The organism is Caballeronia eucalypticola, assembly GCF_047608185.1.
In the GTDB taxonomy this organism is placed as follows: Bacteria; Pseudomonadota; Gammaproteobacteria; order Burkholderiales; family Burkholderiaceae; genus Caballeronia.
The window spans coordinates 185554-202358 of sequence record NZ_JBLKRU010000013.1 but is presented as its reverse complement, the minus strand read 5'-3'; the positions used below and the strand labels follow the sequence as shown (position 1 = coordinate 202358).

At 58.9% G+C, this 16805-nt stretch carries 18 protein-coding genes; 6 read left to right on the top strand and 12 right to left on the bottom strand.

Features of this window, described 5'->3' with window-relative positions:
- Positions 1-374: 374 nt before the first annotated feature.
- From ACMX25_RS17545 to ACMX25_RS17520, 6 genes are read right to left on the bottom strand one after another with little or no spacing between them, the layout of a single operon-like run.
- The gene (locus tag ACMX25_RS17545) at positions 375-1181 is read right to left on the bottom strand and encodes a c-type cytochrome (protein WP_414951269.1); all 807 of its coding nucleotides are present in this window, start codon (positions 1179-1181) and stop codon (positions 375-377) included.
- Positions 1178-2806, bottom strand: a complete 1629-nt coding sequence (locus ACMX25_RS17540; RefSeq protein ID WP_414951268.1) for a b(o/a)3-type cytochrome-c oxidase subunit 1 — start codon at positions 2804-2806, stop codon at positions 1178-1180. Before ACMX25_RS17540 ends, ACMX25_RS17545 begins: the two co-directional genes overlap by 4 nt.
- Positions 2796-3365 (bottom strand): cupredoxin domain-containing protein, encoded by a 570-nt coding sequence (locus tag ACMX25_RS17535; RefSeq protein WP_414951267.1) that lies wholly within the window; start codon positions 3363-3365, stop codon positions 2796-2798. The genes ACMX25_RS17540 and ACMX25_RS17535 overlap by 11 nt, the downstream gene beginning before the upstream one ends.
- Positions 3362-3520, bottom strand: a complete 159-nt coding sequence (locus ACMX25_RS17530; protein WP_414951266.1) for a hypothetical protein — start codon at positions 3518-3520, stop codon at positions 3362-3364. The genes ACMX25_RS17535 and ACMX25_RS17530 overlap by 4 nt, the downstream gene beginning before the upstream one ends.
- 7 nt (positions 3521-3527) lie before the next feature.
- Positions 3528-4742 (bottom strand): c-type cytochrome, encoded by a 1215-nt coding sequence (locus tag ACMX25_RS17525; protein WP_414951277.1) that lies wholly within the window; start codon positions 4740-4742, stop codon positions 3528-3530.
- A gap of 35 nt (positions 4743-4777) precedes the next feature.
- On the bottom strand, positions 4778-5392 hold the full coding sequence (locus ACMX25_RS17520) for a c-type cytochrome (protein WP_414951276.1): 615 nt from the start codon (positions 5390-5392) through the stop codon (positions 4778-4780).
- Between the two features lie 573 nt (positions 5393-5965).
- Here ACMX25_RS17520 and ACMX25_RS17515 point away from each other — a divergent pair.
- Positions 5966-6403: a carboxymuconolactone decarboxylase family protein gene (locus tag ACMX25_RS17515; protein ID WP_414951265.1), complete on the top strand. Its 438-nt coding sequence runs from the start codon at positions 5966-5968 to the stop codon at positions 6401-6403.
- Between the two features lie 76 nt (positions 6404-6479).
- Here the strand turns inward: ACMX25_RS17515 and ACMX25_RS17510 are convergent, their stop codons facing one another.
- From ACMX25_RS17510 to ACMX25_RS17500, 3 genes are all read right to left on the bottom strand, one after another.
- Positions 6480-6806 (bottom strand): DUF4148 domain-containing protein, encoded by a 327-nt coding sequence (locus ACMX25_RS17510; RefSeq protein WP_414951264.1) that lies wholly within the window; start codon positions 6804-6806, stop codon positions 6480-6482.
- Positions 6807-7013: 207 nt separating this feature from the next.
- Positions 7014-8495: a YncE family protein gene (locus ACMX25_RS17505; RefSeq protein ID WP_414951263.1), complete on the bottom strand. Its 1482-nt coding sequence runs from the start codon at positions 8493-8495 to the stop codon at positions 7014-7016.
- Positions 8492-8989, bottom strand: a complete 498-nt coding sequence (locus ACMX25_RS17500; protein WP_414951262.1) for a DUF305 domain-containing protein — start codon at positions 8987-8989, stop codon at positions 8492-8494. The genes ACMX25_RS17505 and ACMX25_RS17500 overlap by 4 nt, the downstream gene beginning before the upstream one ends.
- A gap of 226 nt (positions 8990-9215) precedes the next feature.
- Here ACMX25_RS17500 and ACMX25_RS17495 point away from each other — a divergent pair, with 226 nt between their 5' ends.
- The 5 genes from ACMX25_RS17495 to ACMX25_RS17475 all read left to right on the top strand — a co-directional run bounded on the left by ACMX25_RS17495 (position 9216) and on the right by ACMX25_RS17475 (position 13888).
- On the top strand, positions 9216-9671 hold the full coding sequence (locus ACMX25_RS17495; protein WP_414951260.1) for a (2Fe-2S)-binding protein: 456 nt from the start codon (positions 9216-9218) through the stop codon (positions 9669-9671).
- A 1-nt stretch (position 9672) separates the two neighbouring features.
- Positions 9673-11907, top strand: a complete 2235-nt coding sequence (locus ACMX25_RS17490; RefSeq protein WP_414951259.1) for a xanthine dehydrogenase family protein molybdopterin-binding subunit — start codon at positions 9673-9675, stop codon at positions 11905-11907.
- Positions 11908-11918: 11 nt separating this feature from the next.
- Positions 11919-13199, top strand: coding sequence for a c-type cytochrome (locus ACMX25_RS17485; protein WP_414951258.1), 1281 nt, complete (start codon positions 11919-11921; stop codon positions 13197-13199).
- A gap of 123 nt (positions 13200-13322) precedes the next feature.
- Positions 13323-13595 carry a hypothetical protein gene (locus ACMX25_RS17480; RefSeq protein ID WP_414951257.1) on the top strand — a complete coding sequence of 91 codons (273 nt, stop codon included), beginning with the start codon at positions 13323-13325 and terminating at the stop codon, positions 13593-13595.
- A 41-nt stretch (positions 13596-13636) separates the two neighbouring features.
- On the top strand, positions 13637-13888 hold the full coding sequence (locus ACMX25_RS17475) for a hypothetical protein (RefSeq protein ID WP_414951256.1): 252 nt from the start codon (positions 13637-13639) through the stop codon (positions 13886-13888).
- Between the two features lie 47 nt (positions 13889-13935).
- Here ACMX25_RS17475 and msrA read toward each other — a convergent pair whose 3' ends face one another.
- The 3 genes from msrA to ACMX25_RS17460 form a co-directional block, all read right to left on the bottom strand.
- Positions 13936-14676, bottom strand: a complete 741-nt coding sequence (msrA, locus tag ACMX25_RS17470; protein WP_414951255.1) for a peptide-methionine (S)-S-oxide reductase MsrA — start codon at positions 14674-14676, stop codon at positions 13936-13938.
- A gap of 263 nt (positions 14677-14939) precedes the next feature.
- Positions 14940-16424 (bottom strand): monocarboxylate uptake permease MctP, encoded by a 1485-nt coding sequence (gene mctP / locus ACMX25_RS17465; protein ID WP_414951254.1) that lies wholly within the window; start codon positions 16422-16424, stop codon positions 14940-14942.
- The gene (locus tag ACMX25_RS17460; protein ID WP_165104398.1) at positions 16421-16618 is read right to left on the bottom strand and encodes a DUF3311 domain-containing protein; all 198 of its coding nucleotides are present in this window, start codon (positions 16616-16618) and stop codon (positions 16421-16423) included. The genes mctP and ACMX25_RS17460 overlap by 4 nt, the downstream gene beginning before the upstream one ends.
- Between the last annotated feature and the right edge of the window lie 187 nt (positions 16619-16805).

The following is a 16805-nucleotide window of genomic DNA, read 5'->3' as shown; positions in this document are numbered from 1 at the left end:
GGGCGAAGCCTTCGTCGATCAGGGCCAGCAGCACTACGAAGAACAGCAACGGCAGCGCAGCATCGATGCCCTCAGGCGCCGCGCGACTGCGCTCGGTTTTCAGATCACCCCAGCCGTTCAGCTGGCTTGAAACCCGTACTGCTCTAATTGTTTCTCAGGAGAGAGGTGAAAGCGTTTTCTTTGCTTCGTTTCTTTGTCGCTTTGGACAAAGAAATGACGCGCCGCCACGCGCAGTGGCTAATAGTGATAAAGAAAACATCTAACACTAAACGCGCAAAGCCCTAGAAATCAGCAACCCCGCATTGACCCCACGACCGCCAGCCCAAAACCTGCCACCCACCTCCAAACCCCGTCCACCGGCGCGAGCAAACCCCTCATGGCTGCGCACCGGCATAATAAGCAGCAGCCGCATCAATTTCCGCGGGCGTCATATTCCGCGCAATATTCCGCATCTGCTCGTTGATATCGTTATGACGTGCGTCGTTCGCGAAAGCCTGCAATTGCGCCCGGGTATACGCAGCAGGCATTCCCTCGAGCCACGGACTCCCCACCTTGTGATCGATACCGCCGTGACATGACGCACAAGAAGCAATATTCCGCATCGGCGCCCCACCCGACACTATATCCGGCACAGGCACATTCGGCGCCGAATCGGAACGCAACGCAACGGGCCTCGGCAAATACGCATAGTAAGCAGAAAGATCACGCATATCCTGATCGCTCAGATTCGAGACCATAGGCGACATCACCGCATTACGGCGCGCCCCAGACTGAAAATCGAGCAACTGCTTGTAGATCACGGAAGCATACTGACCCGCGAGATTCGGCGAGTTGGCGTCGCTCATGCCCCGCACACCATGACACATCGTGCAACGCATCGACAAGGTCGCGCCCCGGCCAATCGACGTGCTGCTGGACGCTGGCAGCAATTGCGGCGTCATGGCGACCGCACTGGTCTGCACCAGCGGCACCGGCGTGGCCGATGAAATCCGCAACCATTGCTGCGGTACGCCCGCCGCACTGCAGATCGCATTCCACACGCCCTGGAAGGGCTGATCGCTCTGCGCCGAAGGCAGCCATATGAAACCCACAGCCACCGAAAACACAACCATGCCAAGCATGCCGCCAACCGTGACGGTGAACCACCGGTTGCGTAACGAGAACAAGCGTTCTTCGCTCATCGCTGCGGCCCTCCAATCTGAATCGCGGGGACGGATGTATCGGAGCGGAACAACAGCGAAGCAACCGGATAACCATAGTTGAAGAGCGTCAAGCCGATCATCAGCGCAAGCCACAGGCCAAAGCTGTTCAACGCAACCGGAATAGTCTTCGATTCATGCACCGCCGTGCTGAACTTGTACTCTGCAATCACACTCCGCGGTCCACGATGGTTGCGAATCAGCACGATGAAAAACAGCACTGCCGAGATCACCAAAATCACGCCGCCAATAGTCGAGACGATCACCGACAAAGCCTGCTCGGCGATCTCCGGATTGGTGTAATCGAAGAAGGCCATGCGTCGTGGCATGCCGAGAATGCCGGCAAAATGCCACGGGAACGTCAGCACGATCATGCCAATGAACCACAGCCACAACTGCCGTCGCATCAGCTTCAAGTGCGTCATCGCGCGGCCAGTGAGATGCGGCCAGAGGTCATAAGCAATCGCGAAATACATGATGACAATCGCGCCGCCGAAGATCAGATGGAAGTGACCGGTGATCCACTGCGTGTTGTGAATGGTCGAGTCGAGCTGGTAGCTCATATTGATGATACCGCCCGCCCCGCCAAAGCCAAGCATGACGAACGAAAACGCCAGCGCAAGCATCAGCGGATTTTCCCAGGGCAACGCCTTGATCCACCCGAAGCTGCCCCGCCCGCCACGCAAACGCGCCGCGATCTCAACCGACGCGCAGATGGTGAACACCGTCAGCAAGGTCGGCACTGCGACCAGTGCAGTGAACACCGAATGCATGAACTTGAAACCTGAACCGACCTGCGGATCCGCGAACAGATGGTGGATGCCGATCGGCATCGACACGACCAGGAACAGGATGAACGAGATACGCGCCATCGAATCGCTGTACAGGCGGCCGCCAATCGCTCGCGGCAAGATTGTGTAATACGCTATATAAGCCGGCATCAGCCAGAAGTAGACAATCGCGTGAAGCGACCACGAAAAGAACACGCGGGCAAGGCCGGCATCGATCGTCGTCTTGAAGCCAAGCGCGACAGGCAGGATCTGGAACAGGATCTCAATGGCCGCACCGACCGCTGTCCAGCCCCATAAATAGGCGCCGGCCAAGGTCGCGAACATCGCCAGAGGCACCGGCACCCCCTTATGCTCGCGCTTCCATACGGCAAGATTGATCGACATCAGCGCGACCCAGATCCACGATCCGACCACCACCAGCACAATGCCGATGTAATAGAACGCGTTGCCGATCATCGGCGGATAGAAGGTGTAGAGGACCGAGGCCAGGCCCATCGCGACGGGCACCATTGCGGTCACCGTACCCACGGCCACGAGAATGAAACCGGCCCATGCCCAACGCGCACCGACCAGCGGTTTCTTTAGCGCCAGTTCGGTGACCGCGTAACCGAAGCCCATTGCGATCAGCGTGGGAAATACATAGGCCATGGCCGAGCCATGCGCCGTGACCGAACGATAGTAGAGCTCCGGATTCTTCAGCCACGGATGTAGCGGGCTGCGCACCCACATCTGCCACGCGCCGAGCAGCAATGCGCCGCCGAAGCTGACGAAACCAAGCCAGAAATGCGCGAGAACGAGTCGCTTGCTATTTAACACAGCTGAGTCTCCGCGAACCGTTAGCGTTTGCCATCTTGAGGAAAGCCGTTTTATCGATCACCTTGACGTGCGCCCACATGCCCTGATGTCCCGTGCCGCAAAACTCATGGCATGGCATCAGGTGCTCGCCGGGCTGCGTGAAGGTGCTCTTGAAGGTGGAGATATAACCTGGCTCGATCATCGAATTGATATTCGTGTTCGTGATCAGGAAGCCATGCACGACATCCGCGCTGGTGGCGCGAAAAGTGATGGGTGTATCGGTAGGAATGAGCAGGCATTGCGGTGTAAACGAGTACTGCTGAGCGACAATTCGTACGGTTACCGAACCATCTGCTTCAACTGCGCTGCCCAGGTTGCTCTCGATGAATTCACCGCTTACGTTGAGCGTTTCAGGCCGCACGGTCTCCACTCGGGACGGCGGCATCATGGCCCAATGCAGTCCGGTGAAGATCGTCATGGCGACCAGCACGCTGAGAATGATGACGACCAGAAGCGCCCACTTGCGCTCGATGCGCGCGGCTATATCGGCAGACGCATGCGACGGGTGTTCAGTGCTCATTGGATAACGCCGCGGGGTAAGAAGACGAAGAAATAAAACACAAACCACAAGCCGATCACAACGGCTGTTGCCGCGCTCGCCAACGCAATGGCGCCGTGCGGGCCGTCACGCACGATCTCATCGACGGCGGCATCTTCTTTCTCGGAATCAGTCATGACGTCCTCAATAAAGTGGGGCTGAGCGCAACGTGTTGACTTCCTTCTCACCAACCGGCGTGCCGTGATTTCCCCAGGCCGTGCGGATATACGTGACTACCGCCGCGACCTCGACATCGGAGAGCGACTGAGCGAACGGCGGCATGCCGTAGGGCATCGGATTCTTCTTCGTGCCGGGTGCATATCCGCCATTCAGCACCATGCGAATCGGGTTCACCGCCGAGGTCATCTGGATCGACTGGTTGTTTGCCAACGGCGGGAAATGCGGCAGCTTGCCCTGCCCTTGCGACGCGTGGCACAACGCACATTGGGCGTCGTAGATCTTCTTGCCCAGCGGCGAAAGGCTGGTCTGCTGTTCTGCAACAGCGGCGGTGACGGGCGCAGGCTTGTCGCCGGCACGCGCAGGCAGCGTCTTCAGGTAGACCGCCACGGCGCGAATGTCTTCGTCCGTCAAATACTGGAAGCTGTCGTACACGACCTCGGCCATGGGCCCGTACACTGCCCCTCGGTTCGATACGCCCGACTGCAGCAGGTCCGATATGTCCTCGATGCTCCAGTCGCCCAGCCCTGCTTCTTTATTCGACGTAAGCGAAGGCGCATACCAGTTCTGCACCGGGATCAAGCCGCCTTCGAAGCGCTTGGACGGTGAATTACCGCCTAGCGCATTGATCGCGGTATGGCACATCGTGCAATGGCCGAGCCCTTCGACCAGATAAGCGCCGCGATTCCATTCCACCGATTGCGTGGTGTCAGGCTGGTATTCACCAGGCTTCATGTACAGCATGCGCCAGCCGTACAGCAACGAGCGCTGGTTGAACGGAAACCGCAATTCATGCGCACGATTAGGCTGATGAATGGGCGGCGTGGACAACAGGTAGGCGTAGATTGCGTCGGAATCGGCGCGCGTGACCTTGGTATAGGAGGCGAACGGCATGGCCGGATACAGCAGCTCGCCGTCGCGCGACTTGCCGGTATGCATCATGGTGTAGAACTCATCCGAGGTCCACTTGCCGATACCGGTTGCCTTGTCCGATGAAATGTTCGGCGTATAGAGCGTGCCGAACGGCGTTTCCATCCCGCGGCCACCACCAAATAGTTTGCCGGCGGGCACGGTATGGCACGCGATGCAATCACCGGCGCGAGCAAGATATTCGCCGCGGGCAATCACTCCCGGATCGGCGGCTCGCGCATTCAAGGTCACAACGCAGGCGCAAAAAAGCATAAGGGCACGGAAACTGAGCACGTCTATTTCCTCGCCTATTGATTAGGAACAGTGCCGCACGCGAGCGGCATCTTGAGCGACCCAGCCGCAGCGGGCGCTGGATTCTCCGGCGCCGGCAGCGAAGCCAGGTACGCCGCGATAGCCGTGATGTCACGATCAGCGAGTTTAATAGCAATGCCATGCATGCAGTCCGGCGCGAGCGTGGTGCGCGTGCCGTAACGCCATGCGCCCAGCTGCGCGCTGATGTAGTCGGAGTGCAAACCCAGCAAGCCGGGAATGGCCGGCTCCATGCCGGTCAGCGTCGCGCCGTGGCACGCCACGCAGGCGGGAATCTTGCGCGACGCGGCACCGGTATTGACCAGGGTCTTGCCTAGCGCGAGCGTTGCCGTATCTGCAGTCACGGGCGCGGGCGCCGGAAAGGGCGGATGCTCGGCGGCAAAGTATTCCGCAATTTTCATAAGATACGGGTCAGGCAAATACGCCAATAAATAGTTCATTGGCGGGTACTTGCGACGACCGTCTCTAAAGGCGAGCAATTGGTTGTAGAGATAACCTGCGGGCTTGCCTGAGAGCCGAGGGTAATAGTCGTTGCTCGTGCCTTCACCCTGCGCGCCGTGACAGGCCGCGCACCCAAGCACGCGCGCCTGCATGGTGTCAGGCGCTTTTTCGGCCGGCGCCTCGCCAGCGGCGAATGCATGCAGGCTAGAGCTTGCGAGCAGCACTAGTGTTATGAGGACGCTGCGTATGCCCACCGTTGTATCCCTCGATCGGTTTTTTGTGTCTGCAGTATTTCGCTACAGCTAATTTTTTATAACCAACGCGACTGCTCTGGAGAGTGAGCTTAAAGCACTTAAGCTAATTTGCCGAGTACTAAGATTCACACGATTTTATGCATTATTGACCAATATTGAATTGATTCAACTTGTCGAAATACTGAGCTTGATCATTCAATGATCCAAGTCAATAAACGCGCACTATTTCCCGGGCTTAGGCTTTTTTCTTTAAGCGTTTCGCTAGGGCTTGAACGGCTCGTTGACGGATAAGCCCGCCGCTGTTCGCCAGGCTGTCACGCTTGGAACAACCCAGGCGCCACCAAGTCTGGAGAGCTTCTCCACTGGTTACCTGGAATTAGACAAAATCGGCTATTTATAAGGTCCAGTGAAACGCCTAACCTTATTCATGTCGCGCCACATTGCGCACCCATCTATACCGAAGGAGCTGTCATGCAAACTCGTCTGGATTTCTATAAAGCCAAGCCGTCCGCCATCAAGGCCCTGGTTTCGGTTGAAGAGTACATCGGTAAGTCGTCGCTGGAAAAATCGCTGGCGGAACTGGTGCGCCTGCGTGCATCGCAGATCAATGGCTGCGCGTTTTGTGTCGACATGCATACGACCGACGCGCGCAAGGGCGGCGAGACGGATCGCCGGCTGGCCGCCGTCGTGGTATGGCGCGAGACGCCGTTCTTCACGGACCGCGAACGCGCGGCACTGGAATGGACCGAAGCGCTCACGCTGGTCTCGCACGACCATGTACCCGATGCCGTGTGGGAAGCCGTGCAACCGCATTTCACCGAAGAAGAGATCGTCGACCTGACGTTGCTGGTGACATCGATCAACAGTTGGAACCGCTTTGCGATCGCATTCCGCAAGATGCCGGTCTGATCAAACGAACACCGGGCAGACGATGAATCGGTCTGCCCCTTTCACTGCGCCGGGTTACAGGATATGCCCACGCCGCTCACGACCCCGCATAGATATTGCAGAAGCTCACAGGACCAACACACGTTTCAGGACCTTGCGAACCGCTCATCCTCGCACGCGGTGCGCTGGTGTTCGCGCCGGCAGCAACACCGCCATACGCGCTTGCGTTCTTGCGTTGACTCTCAGCCTGGTTCTGAAACACAGGGGGAACATCCGGGTACGATGAGTTCGACACGTACTCCGAACCATTTTGCTGCGCTTGAACCAGTTGCTGCTGGACTTCTGAGCGGGTCAGTCCTTGCGCGAAAGCGCTTGAGGAAACCAGGACGGCGGCGGACAGGGTAAGCCAGGACAGTGTCTTCATTTTCGACTCCAATATATGTTTAACGGGTTGGTACAAGGGCAAACCCATTTCTCGCCGGATTTATTCCTGAGTTGTCGAAAATAAATAGATGCGAGGCTGCAACGACGTCATCAGCACTTCAAACAAACGTGGCTTCGCCCAAGAAAAGGCCGCCAGAGCATTCGCTCCGGCGGCCTTATATATTTGCTTCGAGAAAAACGAAACCGGTTAGAGCGCTTGCACCTGCACAGGTGCACCCGGCTTGCCAGAGACTTGGGGCGCAATCACCAGATAGCGCCGTTTGTCGGCGGCAGTACTCGTACCCGGCACGACTACCTGACGGATCTGCCCAATCGCATTGACGATCGCCGATCCCGCCGGGTTCGTCATGAACAGCGCAAGCGATTCCACGTTGCCGCTGCCATCGGCATTATCGGAAAGACCTAGCACGTAGGGCGATTTAGGCTGCAAGCCGGTCGCCGATGCCTGCAATACCTGCAGCAAGCCTTGGTCAAACAATGCGACGCTGGTCGGCGCCCTATCCGTCTGGCTCGCGTCGACCGGCACCATGCTTAGATGAGCGCTCTCGCCTGCCAGTCCGAGCGGTTGCGTGTTCTGCGACCCATCGCCTTCAGGCACTGCGTTCGGCACGTAGACGACCGCTTGCGGCGCTTGCCCAATCGGAATGGTTGCGATGACCTTATTCGTCAAGGTATCGATAGCGATCATTCCGTCGGCATTTTCCAGGCCGACATACACGCGGCTGCCATCGCCTGACGGCCAGATTCCATGTGGCAGCTTGCCAACCGGAATGGTGGCGACCTGCGTGAAGTCGTCTGTGCGAAATACCTTTACCTGATTCAGCCCACCGACCGTTACATAAGCGAACGTACCGTTCGCGTTATGCACGATATTCACGTGGTTCGTAATCGGACCTGTATCGATGACCTTAAGCGTGGCGAACGGAGGACGAGCGTCGAACACCTGCGTCTTGCCTGTATCTTTCAGCGTGAACCAGACCTGCTTGCCGTCGGGTGTAGCCGCAATGTTCGGGCAGAAAGGGCTGACCTGCGCGACCTTGCCGACCAGCTTGTGATCGGCTACGGAGATCACATCCACTTCAGGATTAAACGATGAACACACGTACCCATACTTGCCGTCGGGCGAGAAAATCTGCATGCCCGGACCCGCCGGCGTGGTAATGCGGGTCTTCTCTTTAAACGTGTGGCCATCCAGCACCGACACATAGTTTTCTCCCCGCACGGTGACCCAGACCTCGTTGCCGTCCGGCGTAAAGAATGCTTCATGAGGCGCCCGCCCAACGTAGGTCACATGCTTGACGGCGTTGGTCTGCGTGTCAATGAACGAGATCGAATTCGAGCCGATGGAAACCACCGCGATCGTTCGATGGTCCGGCGAAAAACCCATGCCATGTACGAGAACTTGTCCCTTGTACAAGGGGCTGAAATTGCCCGGCGACGGATCGCCAAGACGGATCACGCCCACCAGTTTATTGTCGACGGGGTCTGTGACGGAGACCGTATTCGAGAACTGTTCGGCCGCGTAGACGCGGTCGTGGTGGCTAATCGCGATGTCAGGTGATGACGCGAGATCGGGCGCTTGGCCTGCGCATGCAAGCTGCGGAATGGCCCCGAACGCGGCGGTCGCGAACACCGCTAGCGCGGCGGAAAACAGCGTGGATCGTTTCATTTCATCTCCTGGTCCATGCGCATCGGCATGGACATGTTTTTGCTGGACGCGGGTTGAGAAGCGGTGGTGTGTCCCGGCACCTGACCTTGATCCGGGGCTGGGGCCGAAGGCGGCAACGGTAGCCCGAGCGCGAGGCGCATGGCGGTGATTTCCTGCTGCTGTTCAACGATGATTTCCTGAGCGATGCGACGCAATTGCTCGTTGTGTCCATAGCGCAGTTCGGCTTGCGCCATATCGATTGCGCCTTGATGATGCGGAATCATCATCGCGGTGAAATCGCGATCGACGTCGCCGCTCGGCTTGATCGACATACCGTCCATCATGCGTGTCATCGCCTGATCGTTTTCAGCAAGGAACGGCTTTTCCGGCGCTCCGCTCGCCGCGTCGGCGGCATGGGCCAGGGAACCGATTGAACCCAGCGCGATAGCGGCAACCGAGATCCCGGCGGCAGCGATGCATCGCGCACGCAGGACCGTAATGAAATTGGAAGGCACGGAGACTCACCTCGAAGAATGGGCGTGAAGGACATCAATGCCTGCGCTAACCCTTTCCACGCCCTTTTATTCCACATTTTTTTCAGCCAATAAAAAAGAGCATCAATCAGGCGCGGCCAAGGCCTGTCGACAATTCAGCACGATTCAGCACGAATCGTCGTAATCTTGTATAAGGTTTCCGCTTAAGGGCGACTATAAAAATCCCCCACGACAACTGGAGTTGCAGATGACGACGCTTACCATCAATGGCGAATCTCACACGGTCGACGCCCCTCCCGACATGCCGCTTCTCTGGGTACTGCGCGATCTGGTCGGTCTCACGGGCACCAAATTCGGCTGCGGTATCGCACAATGCGGCGCGTGCACGGTCCATCTTGACGGCCAGGCCGTGCGTTCCTGCGTGCTGCCGATTGCAGCGGTGGGAACACGCAAGGTGACGACCATCGAGGCTGTCAGCACTACGCCCGCGGGCAAGAAAGTACAGGACGCATGGGTCGCGCTCGATGTCGTGCAGTGCGGGTACTGTCAGTCGGGTCAGGTGATGTCGGCGGCTTCGCTGATCGCCTCGAACCCGAACCCCTCGGATGCAGATATCGACGCTGCAATGGCAGGCAACATCTGCCGCTGCGGTACGTACAACCGTATTCGTGCCGCGGTCAAGCACGCCGCCAAGGGGGCGTGACATGTCGCGAGGATTACTCGATGCACAGAACCGCCGTGCACCCGACGGCGTCAATCGGCGCACGTTTCTAAAGCTGGGAATATCGGTAGGCGCGGCAGTTGGCGGCGGCCTCATGCTGGGTTTCAGCGTACCCGCGGCGAGCCAGGGCGAAGCACCCAACGCCAAGTCAGTGATCGGCGGCGACGCCAACGAAGCGCCGCAAAGCGGGGTATTCGAGCCCAACGCCTTTGTGCAGATCGACGCAACGGGCAAGGTGACGCTCGTGATTCCCAAGGTCGAGATGGGCCAGGGAATCTATACGTCCATCCCCATGCTGATCGCGGAAGAACTGGAAGTGCCGCTGGACAGCGTGGTGATCGATCACGCGCCGCCCAATGAAAAGCTCTTCATGGATCCGTTGCTCGGCGGCCAGTTGACGGGCGGATCGACATCGATTCGCTATGCATGGGAGCCCATGCGAAAGGCCGGCGCCACCGCTCGCGTGATGCTTATTTCTGCGGCGGCGCAGCAATGGCAGGTCGACCCGGCGTCGTGCCACGCAGAGAAAGGCGAAGTGGTGCATGCCGCAAGCAATCGTCGCATCGGTTACGGACAACTCGTCGATGCCGCCGCGAAACTGCCTGCCCCTCAGAACGTGGCGCTCAAAGACCCGAAGGATTTCAAGCTGATCGGCACGGCTGCCAAGCGTCTCGACTCGCCGGAAAAAGTGGACGGCACCGCCATGTTTGGGCTCGATGTCCGGGTGCCGGGCATGGTCTACGCCGCCCTCGTGAATAGCCCCGTGTTCGGCGGCACGCTTGTTTCCGTCGACGACACCAACGCGAAGAAGATCCCCGGCGTTCGCCAGGTGATCCGCATCGACAACGGCGTGGCTGTGATCGGCGACCATACGTGGGCTGCCAAGCGCGGCGCGGCAGCGCTCGACATCAAGTGGAACGAAGGCCGTGGTGCGGACTTTTCCACGGCCAAGGTAGTGCAGCAACTCGCCGATGCATCGAAGCGTGATGGCGCTGTGGCGCGCAAGGACGGCGACGTCAAGAAGGGCTTTAACGACGCCAAGACACGCGTTGACGCCGTGTACCAGCAACCCTTCCTCGCGCACGCCACCATGGAGCCGGTGAACTGCACGGTGTCCGTGCGCAGCGATGGCTGCGATATCTGGGTCGGCACGCAAGTGCCCACGCGCGCGGTGGATACCGCCGTGAAGATCACCGGCCTCACCGCCGACAAGATCACGGTGCACAACCACTTGCTCGGCGGCGGCTTCGGGCGCCGGCTGGAAACCGATTTCATCGCCCAGGCGCTGAAGGTCGGCAAGCAAGTCGGCACGCCCGTGAAAGTCACCTATACGCGCGAGGAAGACGTCCAGCACGATATGTATCGCCCGTATTACTACGACGTCATCTCCGCCGGTCTCGATGCGAATGGCAAGCCGGTCGCGTGGCAACATCGCATAGTGGGGTCGTCCATCATGGCGCGGTTCGCCCCGCCTGCGTTCAAGAACGGCCTCGATCCAGATGCGGTGGAAGTCGCTTCCGATCTCCCCTATGACCTGCCGAATCAATTCATCGACTATGTGCGGCAAGAACCCATGGACGTGCCCACCGCGTTCTGGCGCGGCGTCGGTCCGACTCGCGGAACCTTCGTAGTCGAAAGTTTCATGGACGAGCTGGCTGCACAAGCGAAAGTCGATCCGGTGAAGTATCGCCACGACCTGCTGGGCAAGACCCCGCGCGCGCAGAACGTGCTCGATGTCGCCGCCCGCGAAGCCGGCTGGGGCAACACGCTACCTAAGGGCCAGGGACGCGGGGTATCGGTCATGCACGCGTTCGGCAGTTTCTTCGGCATGGTGGTGGACGTCACCGTGAACGGCGACGGCGAAGTAGCCGTGAACCGCGTGGTCTGCGCGGTGGATTGCGGCATGGTGGTCAATCCAAACACCATCGAGGCGCAGATCCAGGGCGGCATTATCTTCGGCATCACTGCAGCGCTGTATAGCGAGATCACGATCAAGGACGGTCGCGTCGAGCAATCCAACTTCACCGATTACCGGATGCTGCGGATTGATCAGACGCCGCCTATCGAGGTGCATATCGTCAAGAGCAGCGAGGCGCCCGGAGGCATTGGCGAACCGGGTACGGCAGCACTCGCGCCCGCGTTGACCAACGCGATTTTTGCCGCTACCGGCAAGCGCTTGCGGCAGTTGCCCGTCGGCCGTCAACTGCAAAGCGCATGAGGGCACACACAATGATCAAACATCTTGTTGCCTCTCTCGGGCTTAGCTTAATCACGTTCAGCCTGCCCTTGCTGGCTCATGCCGCTGCGAACGACGATCCGCTGGTTGCCCGCGGCGCCTATCTCGCGAAGGTGGGCGATTGCGTCGCCTGTCATTCCGCGCCCAAGGGCAAGCCATTTGCCGGCGGCCTGCCGATGTCCACGCCCATGGGAAAAATCTATACGACCAACATCACGCCGGACCCCGGTACGGGTATTGGCAAATGGAGCGAAGAGGACTTTGAAAAGGCGCTGCGTCAGGGCGTGGCCAAGGACGGTCACAACCTTTATCCGGCCATGCCCTACACGTCCTATGCAAAGGTCCGAGACGACGACGTGAAGGCGCTCTATGCGTACTTCATGAAGGGCGTTGCGCCCGTGAGCCAGGCGAACCGTCCATCGGATATTCCGTTCCCGCTGAACATGCGCTGGCCGCTCAAGTTCTGGAACATGGTGTTCCTCGATAAAGGTGTTTATCGCGACAAGGACGGCAAGGATGTCGGGTGGAATCGCGGCGCTTACCTGATTCAAGGTCTGGGCCATTGCAGCGCGTGCCATACGCCTCGCGGCATTGCGTTCCAGGAAAAGGCGCTCGATGAAAGCGGCAGCGCGTGGCTCACGGGTGGTGTGCTCGACGGCTGGTTTGCGTCCAACCTGACGGGCGAGCAGAACGTTGGACTGGGGCGCTGGTCGGATGCTGAATTGACCACGTTCCTGAAGACTGGAGCGAACGCGCATGCGTCGGCGTTCGGGTCCATGACGGATGTGATCAATCACAGCACGCAGGGCATGAGCGATCAGGACCTGGCTGCCATGTCGGCCTATTTGAAGTCGTTGCCGGCCGCGGGCGGTACGAACGCGCCGGCCTATGCGTACGACCCGAAGGCCACGACGGCGCTGCTGCAGCATCCTGCCAACGATGCAGGCGCGAGGGTTTATACCGCGTACTGCATGCATTGCCACGGCGTGGATGGCCACGCGTTCGCACCGCTGCTCGCGCCCTTGGCGGGCAATCCGAACGTGATGGAGAAGGATGCGTCGTCGCTGATCAACGTCACGCTGAACGGCACGCAGGACCTCGTGATACAAGGCGTCCCCGCCGCGTATCCAATGCCTAAATACGCGCCGGTGCTCAACGATCAGCAGATCGCCGATGTGCTCACGTTCATTCGCACCGGCTGGAACAACGGTGCGCCGGCGGTCGGGGCAACTGATGTGGCTAAGCTGCGCAAGAGCACGCAGGCATCGCAGTAAGTTGTTAAAGGTATTGTCTAAAGCGGCGGTGGATTTTCAAGTCCACCGCCGTTTTGCGTAAACACATTGTCAGCCAGGCGTTCGCGTTCATAATAAGATTCCTCGATGAACCGGGAGACGGCCATGCATCAGGACGTTGAAGTTGGCGACTATCTTCTGACCATAAACGTCGAGCCACAATACGAGCCGCCCGACGTAGAAGAGATCATGGGTTATAGCGCTCGCGTGATGGTGACCCGGCATGATGGAACGCCGGTTCGAGGTTCGACGCACGCGGAAGATTCCGGCGATCTGACCGGCAATCACGGGCCCTACGCCACGGTCGCGGAAGCGGTTGCTCACGGCGAAGCGTGGGGCAGACACTTCGTCGCTCGCGTATTGGACGGAGCAGTCTAGCTCCTGCTGTTTAACGCCGTTCCCTGAAGCTGGAGGTTTCCATGTGGGAAAGAATTGACTACAAAGGCTTTGAGATCTGGGTGCTGCCGATTCTTGCATACGGACCGCCCACGCCAGACACCCCCTACCACTACAACGGGTACGTGTGCCGACCCGGGGCCGACGTTCATCATGCCGGGCAACGCACGCAGTTTTATGAACTCGGCAACGTGTTTGAGACGGAGGCCAAGGCACTGGACGCGGCCTATCATGCGGGGCGTGACATCGTCGACAAGATGAGCGAGAACCGCTAAATAGCGGCTGAAAAGCGGCGGATTTTAAGGCCGCCGCTGCTCTTCCACTACTGCGATGCCACGCTCAGCAGCACCGGTTTGTCGCGATACATCGCCGGGTAAAGCCGCTTCAGGTTCTCGACCTTCGGCATGTCGTTGATCGCGATATACGGTGCATCCGGATGCAGCGTCAAATAATTCTGGTGATAAGACTCAGCGGGATAAAAGCCCTTGAGCGCATCTGTCTTCGTCACGATCGGCGAGGAAAATACATGCGCCTTGTCGAGTTGCGCAATATAACTTTGCGCGATGCGTTTTTGCATGTCGTTTGCCGGGAAGATTGCCGAACGATATTGCGTGCCGCTGTCCGGGCCCTGCCGGTTCAATTCCGTCGGATCGTGAGCGACCGAAAAATAGATCTGCAGCAACTTGCCGTAGGTAATTTTCGTCGGGTCATAAGTGATCTGCACCGACTCGGCATGACCCGTATCGCCTCCGCTGACGGTCTCGTATTGCGCGGTCTGAGGCTGCCCACCCGAGTAGCCCGACACCACTTTCGTCACGCCGTTGACGTGCTGAAAAACGCCTTGAACGCCCCAAAAACACCCGCCTGCGAGCACTGCGGTTTCCTGGTGCGCTCCGTTCACGGGTTCATCCAGCGCGGGCGGGGCAATAACGACCGCGGCTTCGGATGAATGGGCTGGATGCATCGATGCGAACAGGATACCGACGCCCAGGCCGATAGCCGTCAATAGCGCCGCGCCGCGCGAACGCAGAAACGTGGCGGGATTTTGCTTCGTGGAAATCATGGAGAACCTCCGGGTTTGAGGACAACGCGCTTTGGCGAGTGGCCGGCGGCTAGATGCCCGACGCGCGCCTGAGCGTGGTCCTTTTGCGCCATGTTAGCGCGCCCGGAGACGTGTGGAAGCTTGATGACAAAGATGTCATCGAAAGGTCAGGGAAAGGTCAGCACGAGGTGCGGAAAGAACGAATCACACGCGCCGGCACAGTAAAAATTGCCAGGTCGATACACAGGAAATCTTGCGCATCGACCTGAGCCTGCACTCGTTCTTTACGTCGCCTGCGGAACCGGTGCGCGGCGCGGCGTGACCATCGATACAACAAACGAGACCACAATATTCAGCGCCAGCGCAATCAAGCCGATATACAGCGGATACGTCGCCCCGCCCAGATGCAGCGCGAACACCGGCTTCAAACCCTGCGCGATCGCCATGCCGGTTCCGAGCACGATTCCGGCCAGCCAGCCGAGGAACAGCCCCGGCGTGTTCAGGCGCCGTGTATAGAGCGAAAACACAATGGCCGGGAATATCTGCAGGATCCAGACGCCACCGAGCAATTGCAGATCGATTGCATATTGCGTCGGCAGGAACACGATGAACAGCAGCGCGCCGAATTTCACCACGAGCGACACCAGCTTCGCTGTCTTCGCTTCCTTCTCGGGCGTGATGTCACGCGCCATCAGCGGCCACAAATTACGCGTGAACAGGTTCGCTGCGCCAATCGACATGATCGCCGCCGGCACGAGCGCGCTGATTGCAATGGCCGCGGCCGCGAAGCCAACGAACCACGACGGGAACAACTGGCCGAACAACGCGGGCACGACGTCGGACGCGGAATGCACCTTGATGCCCGCAGCAATTGCCATGTAGCCGAGCAACGCGATCAACCCGAGCAGCAACGTATAAGCCGGCAGGAAGATGGCGTTCTTGCGAACAGTGGCAGCCGATGACGACGACAACACCGCGGTCATGGTATGCGGATACATGAAGGCCGCGAGCGCCGAGCCTAGAGCAAGCGATGCGTACGCGGTGAATTGCGTCGGCTTGAGGATAATGCCGGTCGGACCGCCCTTGGCTTTGAAGAACTGATCGGCGGCATCGAACACGTGCGCATAGCCGCCAAGTTTCGATGGAATCAGCCAGACCGCCGCGATCACCACGATATAAATCATGATGTCCTTCACGAAGGCGATCATGGCCGGCGCACGCAAACCGCTGGTGTAGGTGTAGAGCGCGAGGATCACGAACGCGACGATCAGCGGCAACTCGCCGCTCACGCCTAGCCCCTTGATCACGACCTGCATGCCCACCAGCTGCAAGGCAATGTACGGCATGGTCGCGACAATTCCCGTGACCGCCACGGCTGCCGGGAACCACTTGCCGCCGTATTCGCCATGCACGTAATCGGCTGCCGTAATATGGTTCTTCGCGTGCGCGACCTTCCATAACTTCGGCATGACGGCAAACACAAACGGATAAACAATGATGGTGTAAGGCAGCGCGAAGAAACCATAAGCGCCAACGGAATACACCAGGGCGGGTACGGCAATGACGGTATAGGCGGTATAGAAATCGCCTCCGACCAGGAACCATGAAATCACCGTGCCGAACTGGCGGCCGCCCAAACCCCATTCATGCAGTTGCGTCAGGTCGCCGCGTTTCCAGCGCGCCGCGAAGAATCCCACTACCGTCACCAGCAGGAAGAAAGCAATGAAGACGGTCATGGCAACCGGATTGACCGGAACGATATCGCTCATTTGACACCTCTATATACGATGTAAATGATGAGCGAGGTCAGCGGCACCCATAGGAACTGGTACCAGTAGAAGAAGGGGAAACCGGCGAAAGACGGACGGGTATCGTTATAAAAAGGCAGCCAGAGCAAGGCGACATACGGAATGAGCAAGACCAGCCAAAGCCAGGAATGCTTTGTCTCTTCTGATGTTTTCATAGTAATTGATTCGTGATGGAGGTTCGACCTGTCGCGCTTCGCGGCAGCCGGGCGCTGCGGCGAAGCCCGGAATAACGGCACCCGGAATTATGTTCGAGATTTCGAAGACGTGCTGAATGCCCCTAGCAGGAGGGGCTTGGGATGTTAGCCGGCTAAGCAGATTAAGGCGGCCTGCGGAACGGAGGGT

What these genes read in the sequence shown, in the direction of transcription:
- ACMX25_RS17495 (WP_414951260.1), top strand. Translation starts at nt 9,216, where the DNA reads ATGACGACGCTTACCATCAATGGCGAATCTCACACGGTCGACGCCCCT.
- ACMX25_RS17545 (WP_414951269.1), bottom strand. Translation starts at nt 1,181, where the DNA reads ATGAGCGAAGAACGCTTGTTCTCGTTACGCAACCGGTGGTTCACCGTC.
- ACMX25_RS17530 (WP_414951266.1), bottom strand. Translation starts at nt 3,520, where the DNA reads ATGACTGATTCCGAGAAAGAAGATGCCGCCGTCGATGAGATCGTGCGT.
- mctP (WP_414951254.1), bottom strand. Translation starts at nt 16,424, where the DNA reads ATGAGCGATATCGTTCCGGTCAATCCGGTTGCCATGACCGTCTTCATT.
- ACMX25_RS17485 (WP_414951258.1), top strand. Translation starts at nt 11,919, where the DNA reads ATGATCAAACATCTTGTTGCCTCTCTCGGGCTTAGCTTAATCACGTTC.
- ACMX25_RS17460 (WP_165104398.1), bottom strand. Translation starts at nt 16,618, where the DNA reads ATGAAAACATCAGAAGAGACAAAGCATTCCTGGCTTTGGCTGGTCTTG.
- ACMX25_RS17510 (WP_414951264.1), bottom strand. Translation starts at nt 6,806, where the DNA reads ATGAAGACACTGTCCTGGCTTACCCTGTCCGCCGCCGTCCTGGTTTCC.
- ACMX25_RS17475 (WP_414951256.1), top strand. Translation starts at nt 13,637, where the DNA reads ATGTGGGAAAGAATTGACTACAAAGGCTTTGAGATCTGGGTGCTGCCG.
- msrA (WP_414951255.1), bottom strand. Translation starts at nt 14,676, where the DNA reads ATGATTTCCACGAAGCAAAATCCCGCCACGTTTCTGCGTTCGCGCGGC.
- ACMX25_RS17505 (WP_414951263.1), bottom strand. Translation starts at nt 8,495, where the DNA reads ATGAAACGATCCACGCTGTTTTCCGCCGCGCTAGCGGTGTTCGCGACC.
- ACMX25_RS17480 (WP_414951257.1), top strand. Translation starts at nt 13,323, where the DNA reads ATGCATCAGGACGTTGAAGTTGGCGACTATCTTCTGACCATAAACGTC.
- ACMX25_RS17535 (WP_414951267.1), bottom strand. Translation starts at nt 3,365, where the DNA reads ATGAGCACTGAACACCCGTCGCATGCGTCTGCCGATATAGCCGCGCGC.
- ACMX25_RS17520 (WP_414951276.1), bottom strand. Translation starts at nt 5,392, where the DNA reads ATGCAGGCGCGCGTGCTTGGGTGCGCGGCCTGTCACGGCGCGCAGGGT.
- ACMX25_RS17525 (WP_414951277.1), bottom strand. Translation starts at nt 4,742, where the DNA reads ATGCTTTTTTGCGCCTGCGTTGTGACCTTGAATGCGCGAGCCGCCGAT.
- ACMX25_RS17515 (WP_414951265.1), top strand. Translation starts at nt 5,966, where the DNA reads ATGCAAACTCGTCTGGATTTCTATAAAGCCAAGCCGTCCGCCATCAAG.
- ACMX25_RS17490 (WP_414951259.1), top strand. Translation starts at nt 9,673, where the DNA reads ATGTCGCGAGGATTACTCGATGCACAGAACCGCCGTGCACCCGACGGC.